The organism is Hymenobacter terrenus (assembly GCF_000972495.1).
Lineage (GTDB): Bacteria > Bacteroidota > Bacteroidia > Cytophagales > Hymenobacteraceae > Hymenobacter > Hymenobacter terrenus.
Genome location: NZ_LATM01000010.1, coordinates 17,373 through 32,488 on the forward strand (window position 1 = coordinate 17,373; position 15,116 = coordinate 32,488).

Below are 15,116 nucleotides of genomic sequence, written 5' to 3' on the forward strand. Positions count from 1 at the left end.
TTGAAGCGCTTGCTCACTAATTTTCTTCGTGCCGCGCTACGACTAGCTACGGCTAGTCTACTTACCGGTGGTTGTACTCGGGCAATTCTTCGGAAAGGATGATTGTACGTAAGTCGATTAGCACGCCTAGCTGAAGCACCCCAGCCAGCACGCCATGAAATAAACGACGCTATTGTTGCGCGTCTCTTCTATTCTACCCGCTGTGCTTATCCTCTACGCTGAATTGCAAATCGCTGGCCGGCAAGTAGCCTGCGACCACGTGAGCTTCTCCTTCGAGCAGTTCACCGATGACAAGGGCCGGCCCAGCCCCACCGTGCGAACGTGCGAATGGGCCCGCTCAACGTCTTCGTCAGCGGCATGGCGGCGGGCTAGTCGCGCTGGGAGGAAATCAGACTTAACCCCTGCCGGCGCGAGAGCGGGCATCTGGTCTTCTTTCGTAACTTGGGCCAAACGGGCAAGCGCTACACCCTCTACAACGCAGCTCTGGTTGACCTGAAGTTCGACTACGACGGCACGGGCACGGCTGGCCACCACCCGGGTAGAGTTGTCCTTCTCGCTGACCATGGTGGACGTGGATGGTGTCCGCTACGAAGCCCACAACAGCATCCCCTGGAGAACAGACCCGCAGACGTGTTTTCGGGTCCTGACCAAGCCTGCTGACCCCCAGCCGTCGGCCCACCTGGCGGCGATGCTGGCCACGGTCAGGCTCAAAGCAGAGGGGCTTGAAGCGGGCTTGCTCCGGAAGGTGCTCAATCCGGCCGGGGAAGTGGCCACTGAGCTAGCTGGCGTAGGCCTGGCCGCCATTGCCCGCACGGCCTCGCTGACAGCCGCGATGACCCCGGCTACACCTCCGAATGGGAGCTTGTCGCAATATGTAGCTGCAATACGGCCCTCCCCTAACGCCCTCGCAGCTACGGTTGGCTCAGCTGGAACGATTATATAAGTAACAACGACGGAGTGTGCATCAACATGGAGCGGCCCCGCCGCGGCGGTCGGCACCGTCGGACCCAGACCTGCGGCGGCAATATCACCCCCGCCCAGCGGGCAGCATACTACCAACTTTCCCCCAAAGAAGCGCTCGACCCCGACTTGGAAGACCTACCCCGTATCTTCCGGGAAGAAGGCAAACTCACCCCTGATGAATTAGGTATCGCATCGCCCGGCTAGTCTGGCACGAGGCGGGGGCGGCTACTTCACCTGCAGGGTGAACCGCTGGGGCTGCTGGTCGATGGTGGCGCGCAGGTAGTAGAGGCCAACGGGCAAGACGGCCGGCAGGCGGTAGGTGGTGCGGCCGGCTGGGGCAGGCACCGTGAAGCGGCGCACCAGATGGCCTTGCGCGTTATGGACCGAGACGGTTACCTCTTGGGCCTGGCCAGCTGAGAACGCCAGCGTGGCCGGCTGTTCCGGCGAGCCCGGGTTGGGGTAGACCTGCCAGCTAGGGGCCGCGAGGGCAGGAGCCCCCGCAGCGGAGGGGGTGGCCCGTGCGGCGCCCCCGGCCGAAGCGACGGGCTCCAGCCGCCATTGTTGGTTGGTGCCGCCGGTGGCCGTCCACTGAATGGCTGCTACGCCATCACCCGTGGCCGCCGAGCCGCCGGACGCATCCAGCGCCTTGCCGCTGGCCACGTTGCGGAGTTGGGAGTAGCCGTCGGTGGTCGCGTCGATGTGCCAGCGCTGCGCGGGGGTGCCATTCTTGTCGCCCTGTTGCACCTTCGCGCCGTCGGCGGTGCTGCTGCTGACCTCCAGGCACTTGCCCGAGTGCTGGGCCGTGAGCGTGTAGGAGCCGTCGGGCAAGGCCGTCACTTGCCAGTGCTGGTTGGCCCCGCCATGATACGTCCACTGCTGCACGCCCGTCGCCGTCGCCCAGGACCCGCCCGGCACGTCCAGCACTTTGCCCGAGTGCCGCGCAACCACTCGGTACACCCCGCTGAAGGAGCTTGGCGGGTTATGGTTTTCACGCGTGAACGCTCGAAAGGTGGAGCCCCAGGTGTTGTTCTGCTGGTCGTTGGGCGTGGTTCCATCGGAGCGCAAGAGGGCATCCGTATCATTTTCGTCCGCTTTCCACAGCCAGGCGCAGGTGCTGGTCCGGGTGGTGCGGACCGCCTGCAGAAAGGGAACCGGGTTCATGAGCGTGCTCGCGTTGTGCGGGCCTACTTCCCCGAACAGCACGGCCAGGCCGCGCTGCTGCACGGCGCGAATGCGGCTTTCGACGGTGGCCTGGCTCTCGTGCAGCCAATTTTCGTAGGCGTGCAGGTCGAACACCACGTTTTTGTTGTGCTGGCTTTGCAGCAGCGCCGCGCCTTGTGCCAGGAGCACTTGGTCGTCCTGGCCGCTCTCGGCGCCGGGCACGAGCACGATGTTCTGGTTGCCGGTGCTGCGGATGTTGTCCACCATCTGCTGCATGTCGGCCCGCCACAGCTCGTCGGAGTAGCCGTGGCTGCGGTCCCACCAGTACGGCTCGTTCCACACCTCCAGCCACACGTCGGGCTGGTCGCGGAAGAAGGTGGCAATTTCCCGCATCTTGGCTTTGTACTCGTTCCAGAACGGCGTCTGGGAAGGCGTCAGGCCCACGAAGGTCTCGGCCGGGGTAGGGTTCCAGCCGAAAGGGCAAAAAATCGTGATTTTGCCGTGGGCCCGATTGGTTTGGGCCAGCAGTTCGAGCGGGCGCAAGTAACTAGGCGAGGGGGCGCCGTTGACGTAGACGGCCACCGGGTGGGTGCCGGCCACGGGCTGCTGGCGCAGCGTGCCAATAAACTCGCGCACGATATCGATGTTCCAGGTGCTCATCTGCTCGCGGGAGGCTTGATCACCGCCGAACACGTGCAGGGCATTGGCCCCGCGCCAGACCGTGGGCACGTCATTTTTCAGGATGCGGTTTCCGGCGACCCGATAGGTGGGCACCGGTTGGGCGCGGGTCCCGAAAACGGCGCACCAGCAGCACAGAACGAGCACGGCGCGCGCGAGGGAGTGATAGTATTTTTTCATGAGGGACCTGGGCAAGGAATGAAGGAAGCGATTCCGTTATTGTAAATATAGGGAATCGGCGGCCAGCCGGTGTGGCTCCCTCGTCCCTCGCTTGGCGGTCGGAGGAGGGGTGGGCGCTTTTTCTTCGCGTTCCCGGGCGTCAATCGTCAGCCACCCGCTGACCCGCGCCCATGTGCTGTCGTTCGTTCACTTGGTAAACTAGTAGTACACGGTGGGCCAGAGCGGCAACTCGGCGGGCACGTCGCGCCACACGCAGCCGTTTTTGAGCACGTAGAACATGCCGTTGACCACCGCCCGTAACGGCCACTTGCTTGTGCGCCGCACCACCAGCAGCGGCGCCAACCGCTGCCCTTGCCGCGCGGCTAAATCCGAACTCTATCGCTTCGCTTGCATGAATACAACGCTAAAAAGCCCCGATTAACTTAAACAGCTTCTTAGAAGCTGTTTAAGTTAATAAACACGGTCATGCTGAGCGCAGTCGAAGCATCTCTACCGCTTCGTAGAAAAGCCTCTAACGAAGCGGTAGAGATGCTTCGACTGCGCTCAGCATGACCGTTCCAAAAGAATTTAGGTAACTTAAACAGGAGCTTCTAAGACAATGCAGCCTCAAAATAACGTCGGCTATGCTGTGCGCCAAGTTCGAATGATGCGCCAGCTACCGAGGGTAGCTATTGCCGTCAGCAGCCATACAGAGTTCCGCCATTCTGGTTGACGTAGCGGCTGTAGCTAGCTTCGTAGCCACTCAAACTGCCAAAATGCTGTTACCTGGTTGTCAAATCGCACCCAAAAGGGAGTTTGAGAGGTAGGCGACACGTAGGGTAAGACGTCGTCACAAAGCAAGCAAGCCGGCTCTAATCGTGGAGGCGTAAGCGTAGGCGGTTCGTTAAAGGCATAGAGCGTAGCAGGGGTATGGTAAATGTCGACCCAATATTTTCTAACACCTTCTCGGTTCAGTGTATTCAGTGCAAAAATGAGGTGTTTGAAACGTGCTGACCGCATAAGATGAATTCGTACTCCGCTGCCCTGTTCGACATTTCTCATCATGGCGTGTACAGTATTCTCCGTGCGTATCAGCTCGCGCTTGTCTATCGAATCATTACTGCCTGTGAGGTAAATATCTTTCCAGGAGCAGGTCGGGCATATTGTATCGGGATTAGGTAGGAAGAAATGAATGGATGGTTTCTCGGCGCGCGCTGGATAACTGGGCACTGTTAACTGTATTCGGTACCACCGTTTAAGCTGCTCTCGCCACAAGCCCACCGCCACGCAGCCCAGCCACAGCAACCCCGCCAGGGCAAGCAGACCTGGCGGGAACAATAGCTGACGGCGATGGCGGCGAGGCAAGCGGAGGGGCATATAGCAAAGTTGATAGCGTGCCCCGTGAAGGTGGGTAGCGGCCGGAGTCAGTTATGAATTACTCCGGTGCCAAACGCAAAAAACTGCGTCCGCACACGTCATCCACCAACAATTCGCGTACTCCGCTGGTCTGCATCGTTCCGTTGCCATTGCCCACCATGCCCTACCGTTACCTGTTGCTTTTGTTGCTGTGGCTGCCGCAGCTACCTGCTTCCGCCCAAACCCGCCCCGATTCTGCCCGCGCCGTGGCCCTGCCCGAAGCCACCGTGACCGGCTACGGCCAGCGCCTGCCGCTGCGTCGCACCGCCGCGGCCGTGGGCGTGATTGATGCCCGCGTGATTGAGCAGTTCAGCCCCATCGCCCTCACGCAGGCGGTAAACACGCTGCCCGGCGTGCGGCTGGAGGAGCGGGCCACGGCCAGCTACCGGCTCAGTATTCGGGGCAGCACGCTGCGCTCACCCTTCGGAGTCCGCAACGTGAAGGTGTACTACAACGGCATTCCTTTCACCGAAGCCAGTGGCACGACGCCGCTGAACCTGCTCGACCCGGCCATTATCGGGCGGCTAGAGGTGTTGCGGGGGCCGGCCGGCAGCGTGTATGGCGCCGGCACGGGCGGCGTGGCCTTGTTCGGCACGCCGGCGGTGGCGATGGGTACCAGCCTGGTTGCGGCCGGCGCCACGGTGGGGAGCTACGGCTTGCGTCGTACCACCATCAGTGCCGAAACCGGCAGTGCTACCAGCAGCGTACGTGCCCAGTACGCCCACCAGGAACTGGATGGCTACCGTGTGCAAAGTGCCCTGCGGCGCGATGTTTTTGCCCTTGACCTTCGCAGCGTGGCTTTGCCCAAAACGACACTGGCGGCCCATTTGCTCTACACGGATATCAATTACCAGCTGCCCGGTGGCCTCACCCGCGCCCAGTTTGGGGCCGACCCGCGGCAGGCGCGGCCGGGCACCCAGACGGCGCCCGGTACGGTGGCGCAGCGGGCGTTTTATGCCTCGCGCACCGGCTTGGTCGGCCTCACCCACGAGTATCGGTTTACAGAAGGCTTGGAGCTGCAAACCACGCTTTACGGCAGTGGCACGGCCATTCGCACGCCTTTTTTGGTGGATTATGAGCGCAACACTTCCCTGGGCCTGGGCGGCCGTACGGCCCTGAGCTACCGCACCTCATTAGCCGGGCGGGTGCTGCGGCTGCAAGGTGGCGGCGAGTTTCAGGGTAGCTTCACCGATGGGCGCAGCTACCAGAATCAAGGCGGCAGGCCCGGCGCGCTGCGCTACGACGACGAAATCACGACGACCACCGGCTTCGTCTTTGCCCAGGCCGATTACAACCTGCCCGCGGATTTTCTGCTGACCGTAGCCGCCAGCTACAACCGCCTGCGCTACCGCATCGAGCGGCTGAGCAACGCCGCCACGCGCCCCGATGCCTACCAGTTTGCCCGCGACTTCCGGCCTGAGGTCTCGCCTCGGGTGGCGCTGCTCAAGGAGTTTAGCCCAAACCTATCGGCGTACGCCAGCGTGAGCACCGGCTTTTCCCCGCCTTCCATTGAGGAAATCCGGCCCTCCGATGCCAGCCTGAACGGCACTTTGCAGGCCGAGCGCGGCACCAGCTACGAGGTGGGCGCCCGGGGCAGTTTCTTCGCCAACCGCCTGCGCTACGACGTGAGCGTATTCGATTTGGAGCAGCGCCAAACCATCGTCAGCAGCACCACCGACCAGGGTGCGGTGGTGTTTCGCAATACCGGCCGCACCCACCAGCGCGGCCTCGAAGCCGCTCTGAGCGGCTGGCTCTGGCAGGTGGCCGCGCCCGTTTCGGCCGCCAGCAACATCCCCGCCGATGCCCCCACCGGCTTGCGCGCCTGGGCCAGCTACGCCTACAACAGCTTTCGTTTCGGCCGCTACCCCAGCGCCGGGCAGGACCTGCGCGGCAACCGCCTCACCGGCACCACTCCGCACACTCTCAGCGCTGGCCTCGATTTTAGCCATGCCACTGGCTTCTACCTCAACCCCAACCTGAGCCATCAGGCCCGCATCGTACTCGACGATGCCAATACCGAAGAGGCCCCCGGCTACTGGGTATTTGGGGCGCGGGGCGGCTGGCGGCGCACCCTGGCCGGCCACCTCGAAACCAACCTCTACGCCGGCCTCGACAATGCCACCAATCGCCGCTACAGCCTCGGCAACGACCTGAACGCGTTCGGCGGCCGGTATTTCCAGCCCGCCCCCGGCCGCAACTGGTACACTGGCGCCCAGGTAGGCTGGCGTTTTTAAGGCCGCGTCAGTCATGGCGAGCATAGCGAACCCGAACCGCCCCCGTCGGTATTGCGGAGGAATCCTCCGGCAATTAGCCAATTAAAGCTGCGGCGCACATAACCCCAGCGGGGCGACCTATCGGTAGTAAGGGGGCATTCGTGAACTTTTCCAGCCCAGGAGGGGCGGGCGACACTCGGCCGACAAGTGTCGCCCGCCCCTCCTGGGCTGGAAGAATGGCTGTGCAGTGCATTTTCTACCGATAGGTCGCCCCGCTGGGGCTATGTTTCAATACACCGCTACTTGAGTTAAAAGCAAAAGCCCCGGCGTTGCACAGCGTCGGGGCTTTGTCTTATAATTGAAGCTGTTTTCTGGCCATACTAGCGCGGTTTCGGCAGCAGCGTACGGCGAGCAGTAGCGCGAACTTTGTAGTTCGCGTCCCCGCGCCGTTCGGCAGTCATTCGGGCCTCGTTCGGGCACGCGAACTACAAAGTTCGCGCTACGGGACACCGACACCGGCTCCTCTCTTCACGGCAGAGATATCCGGGGGCCGAGGGAGGTGCAACGGCTCCGGGGTGAGGTTCCTAGCTCTGCTCTTCGGGCAGCGTAAATGCCCGGTCGCTGGGGTCGGTTAGCTCACGGGGCAGGTTCTCATCGGTTGCGGGGGCGGGGCCGGTAGCGGTGCGGGCTTCGCGGTCCATGCGCAGGGAGTCGTCCTCCATATCGGCCTGGGTCTGGCCACCGGAAGGCTTATTGTCGTCGACTATCTGGCCGTAGGTTTCGGATTCGAGCATCGGAGTCGACAGGCCGTCGCCGATGTTCGGGTCTTGGGAGTCGTTATCAGGAGTTTCGGGGGACATGGAAAGGGATGGTTAGCAGTTGATGGGCGGTGGGTAGTGATTAGTGGAGTCGGGTGACCGAGCCACCAATACCAGCCACTCGTTAATCCTGGCCGTCTTTGGTGCTGGCCGATTCTTCGCGGGTGTTGTGTGTGCCGCCGCCGGCGTAGCGCGGGTCGTCCCGAGCCCAGGCGGCGCGCTGCTCGTCGTTGTCTTCGTCCTGGGTGGCGCGCACGGCGGCAGGGTCCTGGTTTTGCTCCACGTGGCCGGGCTGGTCGGCGGGGTTGGCGGGCGCCTGGCGGGCGTCTTTTTCGCGGTCGCGAAATTCGCTGAACTCGTCCGGGTTGTCGTTGGCACCGCTGCGGCCGGCCTGCTGCGAAACCGGGGCAATGGCCGGTCCATCAGCACCAGTGGAATTGGCCGGGTTTACCCCCCCAAAGTCGCCGTAGTTGGGGCTACGGGCCTCTAGAATGGGGTCGTTCGGGTTGGGGCGAGCGGCGGCGGCACGGTCTTGCTGGTCCTGCGGGCGGAAATCATTGGCCGGCGGCAGGGGAGTATCTTGCGTATCCATGGGAAAGAAGAAAGAGAAGAAAACCAAACGGGCCAAGCCCGTCTTTCTCCTCCCTGTACGCAAACCAGCCGCCGCCGTTCATTTCCCATCTCCCAAACATTCTTCCCCCCCCTTTATCAGTTGTACCCATGGCTATCCGACACAACGCCGACGACCAGGAATTTACCACCACCCGCCACGGCTACGAAGCCGAGCTAGCCTACGCCCGCCCCGCCGACGGCGTCATCGATTTCACCCACACCTTCGTGGATGAGGGACTGCGCGGCCAGGGCGTGGCCGACGAGCTGGCCCGCGCCGCTCTGGATTTTGCTCGCAAAGAACAGTTGAAAGTAAAAACCAGCTGCACATTCATGGCCGGCTTCGTCAAGCGCCACCACGCCGAGTACGCCGACCTCCTGGCTTAAATACAACCGCCCCACCACTCAGTCGACATCCTCCCCACCGCCTTCCGCAGCCTATTCGACGGAGTCGACACGCCTCTGGCCCCCGTCCGGCCACTTGCCGGCCCCGGCGAATGCCTTGCCGCAGACATCCGAAGCCTTGCCGGCTCTCGCGGATGCCTTGCCATAGGCATCCGGCCACTTGCCAGCGCCGGCGGATGGCTTGCGGCGGGCATCTGGCCGCTTGCCGGCGCTGTCGGACGCCTTGCCGCGGCTGTCGGAGCACTTGTTGCCAGTGGTAGAAGCCTTGCCACTGAGCCGCTACGGCCTGCCAGCACGATGTAGAGACGCCACCCTTGGCGTCTCGGCGTTGAACGACACCCACAATGGCGCGGACGCCGAGACGCCACCCTTGGCGTCTCGGCGTTGAACGATACCCGTAATGGCGCGGACGCCGAGACGCCACCCTTGGCGTCTCTACATCGTGCTGGCGAACTAACGCCAACAAAAAGCCCTCGGCGGGAAGGCCGAGGGTTTTTTGGGTTAAAACCTAAAATCAGTAGGACCTACTGTACTACCACGCGGCCGGTGTATTCCGCGTCGGCGAAGGTCACGCGTACGGCGTAGATGCCGGCGGGCAGGCCGTGCAGGTCCACCTGCACCGCATCAGTAGCACCGAGTTGGGCGTTGCGCTGGCGCACGGGGCGGCCCAGCAAGTCGAGCACGGCCACGCTGGCTGCGCGGGTAGTGGTTTGGCCAGGCAGGCGCACCTGCACGGTTTCGGTGGCAGGGTTGGGGTAGATTTCGAGGGAATTGCGCAATACCGCCGTCGACCGAGTGCCCGTGGGAGTGGAGCAGGCCGTGCTAGCGTAGCTGCCCACGCCGGTATAGTTGTCAACCCCGATGGCCGACCAGGTAGCGCTGCCACTCGGGCCACTCCACCGGCCGCCCTGGCTGGTGGTGGGCAGCCGCACGAGGGTGTTATCCCGGGTTGAGCCGCCGGCCACCGTCCAGGCGTTGCCAGCGGGCGTTTGGCCAATCACACCTATTACGTCGAGCGTATCGGTGCCATCGAAAAGCGCGATGGCGTCGTCGCCGTTGAAGAAAGCCACGCCGTTCTGCACGTCGGTTTGAGCGGCTACGGTCGCGTTGGTTACCGCGGTGTTGGCCACCACGTACACGTCGCCAGGGGCGATGGTGCCCGTAAGGTTCAGCGTGGTGGAGGGAATGGTGGCACCGTTGGCGTAGAGCACGAGGCGCTTGCCAGCCAGTGGCACGGATGCGTTGGTGGGGTTGAAAATCTCAATCACCTTGGTGTTGCCCGTCTGCGACTCCACGTATTGCGAGAAGTAAGGCTTGGTGCAAGGCACAATCGGCGGCGCAGCCTCGTCGTTCACAATGGTCAGCACGTGCACGCTGGGAGTCCCGCTGATGACCGTGGCGTTGGAGGGCGTGCCCAACAGCAGGCGCACGGTCTCGCTGGGCTCGTAGGTGAGGTCGCCCACCACAGTCACGGTCACCGGTTGGGTGAGGGCCGTGGCGCTGGGGAAGGTCACGCTGGTGGTGGCGAGAGTGTAGTCGCCGGGGCTGGTGGCCGTGGTCCCGACCGCATCGACCGTCACGGGCACCGTGATGGGGAACGTGAGGCTGGCCGGGTTGGTCAGGGTGACGTTGGCAGTGTAGGTGGTAGTGCCCGTGTTACCTTCGGGGGTGTTGCCCGAGGCGGCGGCGAAGGCCACAGTCGGGGCGGCTCCGTCATCGTTGGTAATGGTGAGCGTGTGTCCGCCGGAACTGCCCACGCTGGTGCCGGTGCTGGGGTTGGTGAGGCTCAGTACCACGGTTTCGTCGGCCTCGGGCTGCGTGTCACCGTTCACGGTCAGGGTCACCGTTTGGCTGGTGCTGCCGGCCGGGAAGGTGACGGTAGTGGGCGAGGTGAAGGCGAAGTCGATGCCATTGGTGGCCGTCGAGCTGATGGCGTCCACGTTCACCTGCACCGTGGCGGGCGCGGTGGCGGCCTGGCTCAGGCTCAGCGTGAAGGTGTAGGCTTTGGTGCCGGCGTTGTCTTCAATAATGTTCCCGGTGGTGGTTGCGAAGCTAAAGGCCGGGCCCGCCGGGGCCAGGCCCCAGGCGGTGGCCACGGTTTCGGGGTGCTCGATGTAGGGGTTATAGTTGCCCTGGCTAACGGCCACGCGGCGGTTGCGCTCAATCTCGCGGGCATCCACCGGGTCGGCTAGGTGCCAGCGGTACAGGGTTGCCAAATCAGACAGCGCCGTGATAACGCCCTTGCCAGGGTCGAAGCTCTCGTTGGCGTGCATGGTGTAGAAGTAGAACGCCGCACGAGCCAAGTTGCCCTTGTGGTCTTCGCGGGGCTCAAACTGGCTGTTGGTATCCTCGCTGTACTCGTCGATGTTGCTGGTCGGGATGGTAGTCAGACGGGTGGTGTTGCGCAGCCAGCCCAACGTATTGGCATCCGGAATATCGGCAAACGGGTCGGAGCCACGGTCCGAATTCCACTGGATGCGCGTGGGGAAAAGATGATGAATGTCGGAGCGCATCCGCAAAACCTCATCGAACCATGACTGCGGAATTGAATGCTCGGTATTGATACCGGTCACCACGCCGGGGCTGGTGCTAGTGGCGCTGAAGGGCACGTTTTCGGTATAGCCCGAGTACACGCACGTTACTTGGTTATTGAAGTTGTCGATGTAGTTATACATCCTGCCGCGAGCATCGCTATAGTTCAGCACTGTGCGCTTGCCAGTGTACCAGTTGTCGAGGTACCAGGTGCGGAGGGCTAGTCCTTGCAGCCCGGCTGGCGGTGCCGGGGGCAGGGGAGGAGCAGTCTGGGCTTGCAGCGCCGCGGGCACCAGGCCGAGCACTACCAGTACCGAAGCGAAAAAGTGTTTCATGAATGAGCTATAACAGGATTAAGAGGGGAAGAAAGTAGCAAAGATACAAGTTCAGCCCAGCCTTGCCATCAGCCCGCTCGTTATGAAACCAAGAAGACTTCGGCCGTACTTTCGTTTTCCATTTCTCGTATTTCCATCCCCCTTTCTTATGGCCGACATCACCCCCGCCGAACTCCACCAGCGCCAGCAAACCGGCGAAACCCCCATCCTCATCGACGTGCGCGAAACCTGGGAGCACGAGGAAGGCCGCATCCCCGGTGCCCAAAATATCCCTCTCAACTCCCTGCCCGAAAAGCTCGACGAAATCGACGAGTGGAAAAACCAGGAAGTTATCGTCCACTGCAAAAGCGGCGGCCGCTCCGCCTCCGCCAAAGCCTACCTCACCCAGCAAGGCTTCACCAATGTCCGCAACCTCGTCGGCGGCTTCCAGGCCTACACGGCCGCCGGCATTTAAAACCTATGAGGCGGCTCTTTTGCTTGAGTAACCCCAACTGCGGACAAACCGCAACACGGTGACAGGTTTATAGCAACCTTGTTAAGAAAGAACATCAAAAGCCGCATAGCGATGGCAGAGGCATCAAGAGCTTTCTGTCACCGCTATGCGGCTTTTTATCCTTATGCTATTATTAAAACTGTCGCCGCGCTGCGGCTACTCCGCGACATGAATTTGGGTGCTCAATTCTGGCCGCCTGTTAAAGCTCAATAATCAAATCATCCGCCTTCAGCGCGCCATTTGGAGTTTGCCATCTGCCGCATACGCCAATTCGCCCCGTTCCACCATTTCGCGCACGGCTGCTGTCACCGCCGCTGCCTGCTGGGGTGGAAATGCCGCCAGTAGCTCCCGTGGCGACAAAGGGCTCTCACGAATTTGCTGCAACAGTGGCTCGCGTAATTCTGGTACCTGAGCCGCAGCCTGAGCGGCCTTTTTTTCGGCCAGGCAGTTGTCGCACACCCCGCAGCGGGCCGGGTCGGCTTCGTCGAAATACGTGAGCAGCAACTGCTGGCGGCAGCGCGTGCCGGCCAGGTACTGGGCCACGGCGTTGGTTTTATGGCGGGCCAGGTCGCGGGCAGCCGTTATGCGCACCTGGTCCATGGGCAGCTTGGGCGCATCGAAGCGCGGCGTGGTGAACATGGCCTGCGGCGACTCCTGCCGCGGCTGGTAGTGCAGAATGCCCGCCGTGTGCAAATAGCGCAGCTGCTGCCGCACCTCCGTCACGCTCCGGCGTAGGTGCGTAGCCACCGCATTCTCCGAAATAGTCTGGAAATCGGCAAAAAGCTCCCCGCCGTGCAGCCGCAGGAGGGCTTTTATCAGCAAGTCGTGCTGTGCGTTGGCCACCTGAAAAGCGTACAAATCCTGGTGGTTCAGTACCAAGTGCACCCGCGCCGGCGTATTCACCGCCTCATTCAGCTGGATAAACCCTTCGCGCTGCAAAATCTTCAGCGAATTATGAGCGTCCACCGCCCGGATGCGGTAGGTTTCGGCAAACTGCTGCAAGTCGAACTCAAATGCTGCCAGCTCGCCCCCGCCCACTGCCGTACGCGAGTAGTTGGCCAACGCCTGGTACACGCGCCGCACCGTATCGAGCGGCGGGAAAGATTGATTGGTGCGGCGGCGCAGCTCGTCGGCATCGTTCGGCCCGGCCAGCAGCACGGCGAAGGCGTACTGGCCATCGCGCCCGGCGCGCCCGGCTTCCTGGTAGTAGGCCTCCAGCGTGTCGGGCGCGTCGAGGTGAGCCACGAGGCGTACATCGGGCTTGTCGATACCCATGCCGAAGGCGTTGGTGGCCACAATGAGCCGGGTTTTATCGGCAATCCAGTCCTGTTGCACCTGGGTGCGCTTTTCGGCCGGCAGCCCTGCGTGGTAGGCCGCCGCCGCAAACTTGTGCTGCTGCAAAAAAACGGCCGTGTCTTCCGTTTGTCGCCGCGTGCGGGCATACACGATGCCGGTTTTGCCAGGCCCCACGCCCCGTACCACTTCCAGCAGCCGGCGCAGCTTGTCCTCAGTATGCAGCACCGAATACGACAGCTTGGGCCGCGCAAAGCTCTGCCGGAAAACCCCCGACCCCGGCCGAAACTTCAGTTTCGCCATAATGTCCGCCTGTACCTGCGCCGTGGCTGTTGCCGTAAGGGCAATCACCGGCACGTCGGCCGGCAGTACCTCCCGCAGCTCCGCGATGCGCAAATACGGTGGCCGGAAATCGTAGCCCCACTGCGAGAGGCAGTGCGCCTCGTCCACGGCCAGCAAGCCCACGCTCATCTTCACCACCCGCACCTGAAAAAGCTCCGTCAGCAACCGCTCCGGCGACACGTACAAAAACTTGACGTTGCGCCCGTACACGCAGTTGTCCAGCGCGTGGTCGATTTCCTGGTGGCTCATACCCGCGTAAATGGCCTCCGCCTTCAGCCCACGCTTCCGCAGGCTGTCCACCTGGTCCTTCATCAGGGCAATGAGCGGCGACACCACAATGCAGATGCCCGGCCGGGCCAGAGCCGGCACCTGAAAGCAGATGCTCTTGCCGCCTCCCGTTGGCAGCAGCGCCAGCGTATCATGCCCACTCAAAACCGAGTTGATAATCTCCTCCTGGCCTGGGCGAAACGCCGTGTGCCCCCAATGTTCGCGCAGCAGCGCCAGGGGCGAAGTTTCGGCAGGGGAAGAGGGCATGGGACGAAGATACTGCCTCGTTCTGTTAACCATTAGGTGCTCGCCTTACAGCACCGCTGTGCTTTGTGTATATCAGCGAAGTGACCAGAGAAACGTGTTCTAAGGGAGTGTACGAAACCCATTTCTCATTCGAGTTTCATGAACGTTGAAAGGTGGACAGATATCTTAACTTCAAGCTGAATACTAGGCGCTATTTGTTAGGTCAGTAAGTGGCCATGCATGGTGGTTCACCCAAAGTAGATGAAGCTGTTGTCAAACGTGGCGTATGTTTGACTGGTATCTGTTCCGTGCTTCGTGATGTCTACCTTTTCCCCTGCTCCCCTTGATGTGCTGCAGCAGGCAGTCGAGAGGTTATACCTGGCTTTTAGTGGCTACCCGCTCTCGTCTGTTGAGGGGTGCCCATGCTGCGTGTCGGTGGCTGATAAAAAGCAAGTCACGCACCGGGCCTTGCGGGAGTTGACCGAGGACGACCTGGGCCGGTACGCGGGCAAGGCCATGACCACCTGGGGCACGGTCGACGACTTCAAGCATTTTCTGCCCCGGCTCTTCGAGTTGACGGCTGCGTTTCGGGCCCCCTACTATGAGTACCTAGTCTTCGACAAGCTGGCGTATGGTTGCTGGCGCACGTGGCCTCTGGCAGAAACTGAGGCCATCGAGCAATACTTCCGCGCCTTGTGGAACGTTGTATTGGTCAGCGAGGCGTGGCACTTTCACGACTACTTCGAGGCGGTGACCGGCATTTACCCACGCTTTGAGGAACTGCTGCAACAGTGGGAGGTCAGCCCGGCTCCTGCGGCGTGGGCCCGGTTGAGCGACGAAGTGTACGAGCACAGCCGCGCGATTTTTCAGAACAAGTACTTCAACAGGCCGTTCTTGATATCCGTCCCGCTAAGCCAGGCTTTTCGCGCCTGGGTAATGTCACAGCCCGTTCGAGACAAGTTGTTCGAAGCCTTTTGCCAGTGTTCCGATAAAGACATTGCCGAAAAAATGGGTGTGGCCTATGACTTGATTGACTATGAGCTTAAATATCCTGGATAAGTTCAGCCGAACCGTGGTATTGCCTATTCAAAACGACTGCTTACACAAGCGGTAAATAACCGTAGGTAGGTTTAGGGCACCAACGAAACGAGCGAGCCCTCAGGCCCGCCCGCTCGTGTTGTGTAAA

General features: G+C 61.9%; 13 protein-coding genes. 6 read left to right on the forward strand and 7 right to left on the reverse strand.

The features are described 5' to 3' along the window. Positions 1-213: 213 nt before the first annotated feature. On the reverse strand, positions 214-564 hold the full coding sequence (locus tag WX88_RS13785; RefSeq protein WP_046244981.1) for a hypothetical protein: 351 nt from the start codon (positions 562-564) through the stop codon (positions 214-216). On the opposite strand from WX88_RS13785, the gene WX88_RS13790 reads away from it, so the two are divergent. Further along, the gene (locus WX88_RS13790) at positions 545-943 is read left to right on the forward strand and encodes a hypothetical protein (RefSeq protein WP_156176127.1); all 399 of its coding nucleotides are present in this window, start codon (positions 545-547) and stop codon (positions 941-943) included. The two genes, WX88_RS13785 and WX88_RS13790, sit on opposite strands and share 20 nt — an antisense overlap. A 14-nt stretch (positions 944-957) precedes the next feature. Next, positions 958-1,167 carry a hypothetical protein gene (locus WX88_RS13795; protein WP_156176128.1) on the forward strand — a complete coding sequence of 70 codons (210 nt, stop codon included), beginning with the start codon at positions 958-960 and terminating at the stop codon, positions 1,165-1,167. 21 nt (positions 1,168-1,188) lie between these two features. On the opposite strand, the gene WX88_RS27660 is transcribed toward WX88_RS13795, so the two are convergent. Both WX88_RS27660 and WX88_RS28795 read right to left on the reverse strand, forming a co-directional pair. Next, positions 1,189-2,982, reverse strand: coding sequence for an RICIN domain-containing protein (locus WX88_RS27660; RefSeq protein ID WP_052732680.1), 1,794 nt, complete (start codon positions 2,980-2,982; stop codon positions 1,189-1,191). A 198-nt stretch (positions 2,983-3,180) separates the two neighbouring features. After that, positions 3,181-3,324, reverse strand: coding sequence for a transposase (locus WX88_RS28795; RefSeq protein ID WP_082116030.1), 144 nt, complete (start codon positions 3,322-3,324; stop codon positions 3,181-3,183). Positions 3,325-4,391: 1,067 nt separating this feature from the next. Between WX88_RS28795 and WX88_RS13805 the strand changes: the two genes are divergently transcribed. Then, the gene (locus WX88_RS13805) at positions 4,392-6,611 is read left to right on the forward strand and encodes a TonB-dependent receptor (RefSeq protein WP_082116031.1); all 2,220 of its coding nucleotides are present in this window, start codon (positions 4,392-4,394) and stop codon (positions 6,609-6,611) included. 563 nt (positions 6,612-7,174) lie between these two features. Here WX88_RS13805 and WX88_RS13810 read toward each other — a convergent pair. After that, on the reverse strand, positions 7,175-7,450 hold the full coding sequence (locus tag WX88_RS13810; RefSeq protein WP_046244984.1) for a hypothetical protein: 276 nt from the start codon (positions 7,448-7,450) through the stop codon (positions 7,175-7,177). 82 nt (positions 7,451-7,532) lie between these two features. After that, positions 7,533-8,000 (reverse strand): hypothetical protein, encoded by a 468-nt coding sequence (locus WX88_RS13815; protein WP_046244985.1) that lies wholly within the window; start codon positions 7,998-8,000, stop codon positions 7,533-7,535. Between the two features lie 128 nt (positions 8,001-8,128). On the opposite strand from WX88_RS13815, the gene WX88_RS13820 reads away from it, so the two are divergent. Next, complete coding sequence (locus WX88_RS13820; protein WP_046244986.1) at positions 8,129-8,404, forward strand: GNAT family N-acetyltransferase; 276 nt, start codon at positions 8,129-8,131, stop codon at positions 8,402-8,404. Between the two features lie 542 nt (positions 8,405-8,946). Here the strand turns inward: WX88_RS13820 and WX88_RS27665 are convergent. Then, complete coding sequence (locus WX88_RS27665; protein ID WP_052732681.1) at positions 8,947-11,289, reverse strand: endonuclease; 2,343 nt, start codon at positions 11,287-11,289, stop codon at positions 8,947-8,949. 148 nt (positions 11,290-11,437) lie between these two features. On the opposite strand from WX88_RS27665, the gene WX88_RS13830 reads away from it, so the two are divergent. Next, positions 11,438-11,743 carry a rhodanese-like domain-containing protein gene (locus WX88_RS13830; RefSeq protein WP_046244987.1) on the forward strand — a complete coding sequence of 102 codons (306 nt, stop codon included), beginning with the start codon at positions 11,438-11,440 and terminating at the stop codon, positions 11,741-11,743. A 267-nt stretch (positions 11,744-12,010) separates the two neighbouring features. On the opposite strand, the gene WX88_RS13835 is transcribed toward WX88_RS13830, so the two are convergent. Next, complete coding sequence (locus WX88_RS13835; protein ID WP_046244988.1) at positions 12,011-13,951, reverse strand: RecQ family ATP-dependent DNA helicase; 1,941 nt, start codon at positions 13,949-13,951, stop codon at positions 12,011-12,013. A gap of 297 nt (positions 13,952-14,248) precedes the next feature. Between WX88_RS13835 and WX88_RS27670 the strand changes: the two genes are divergently transcribed. After that, positions 14,249-14,989, forward strand: a complete 741-nt coding sequence (locus tag WX88_RS27670; protein WP_052732682.1) for a hypothetical protein — start codon at positions 14,249-14,251, stop codon at positions 14,987-14,989. Positions 14,990-15,116 lie beyond the last annotated feature (127 nt).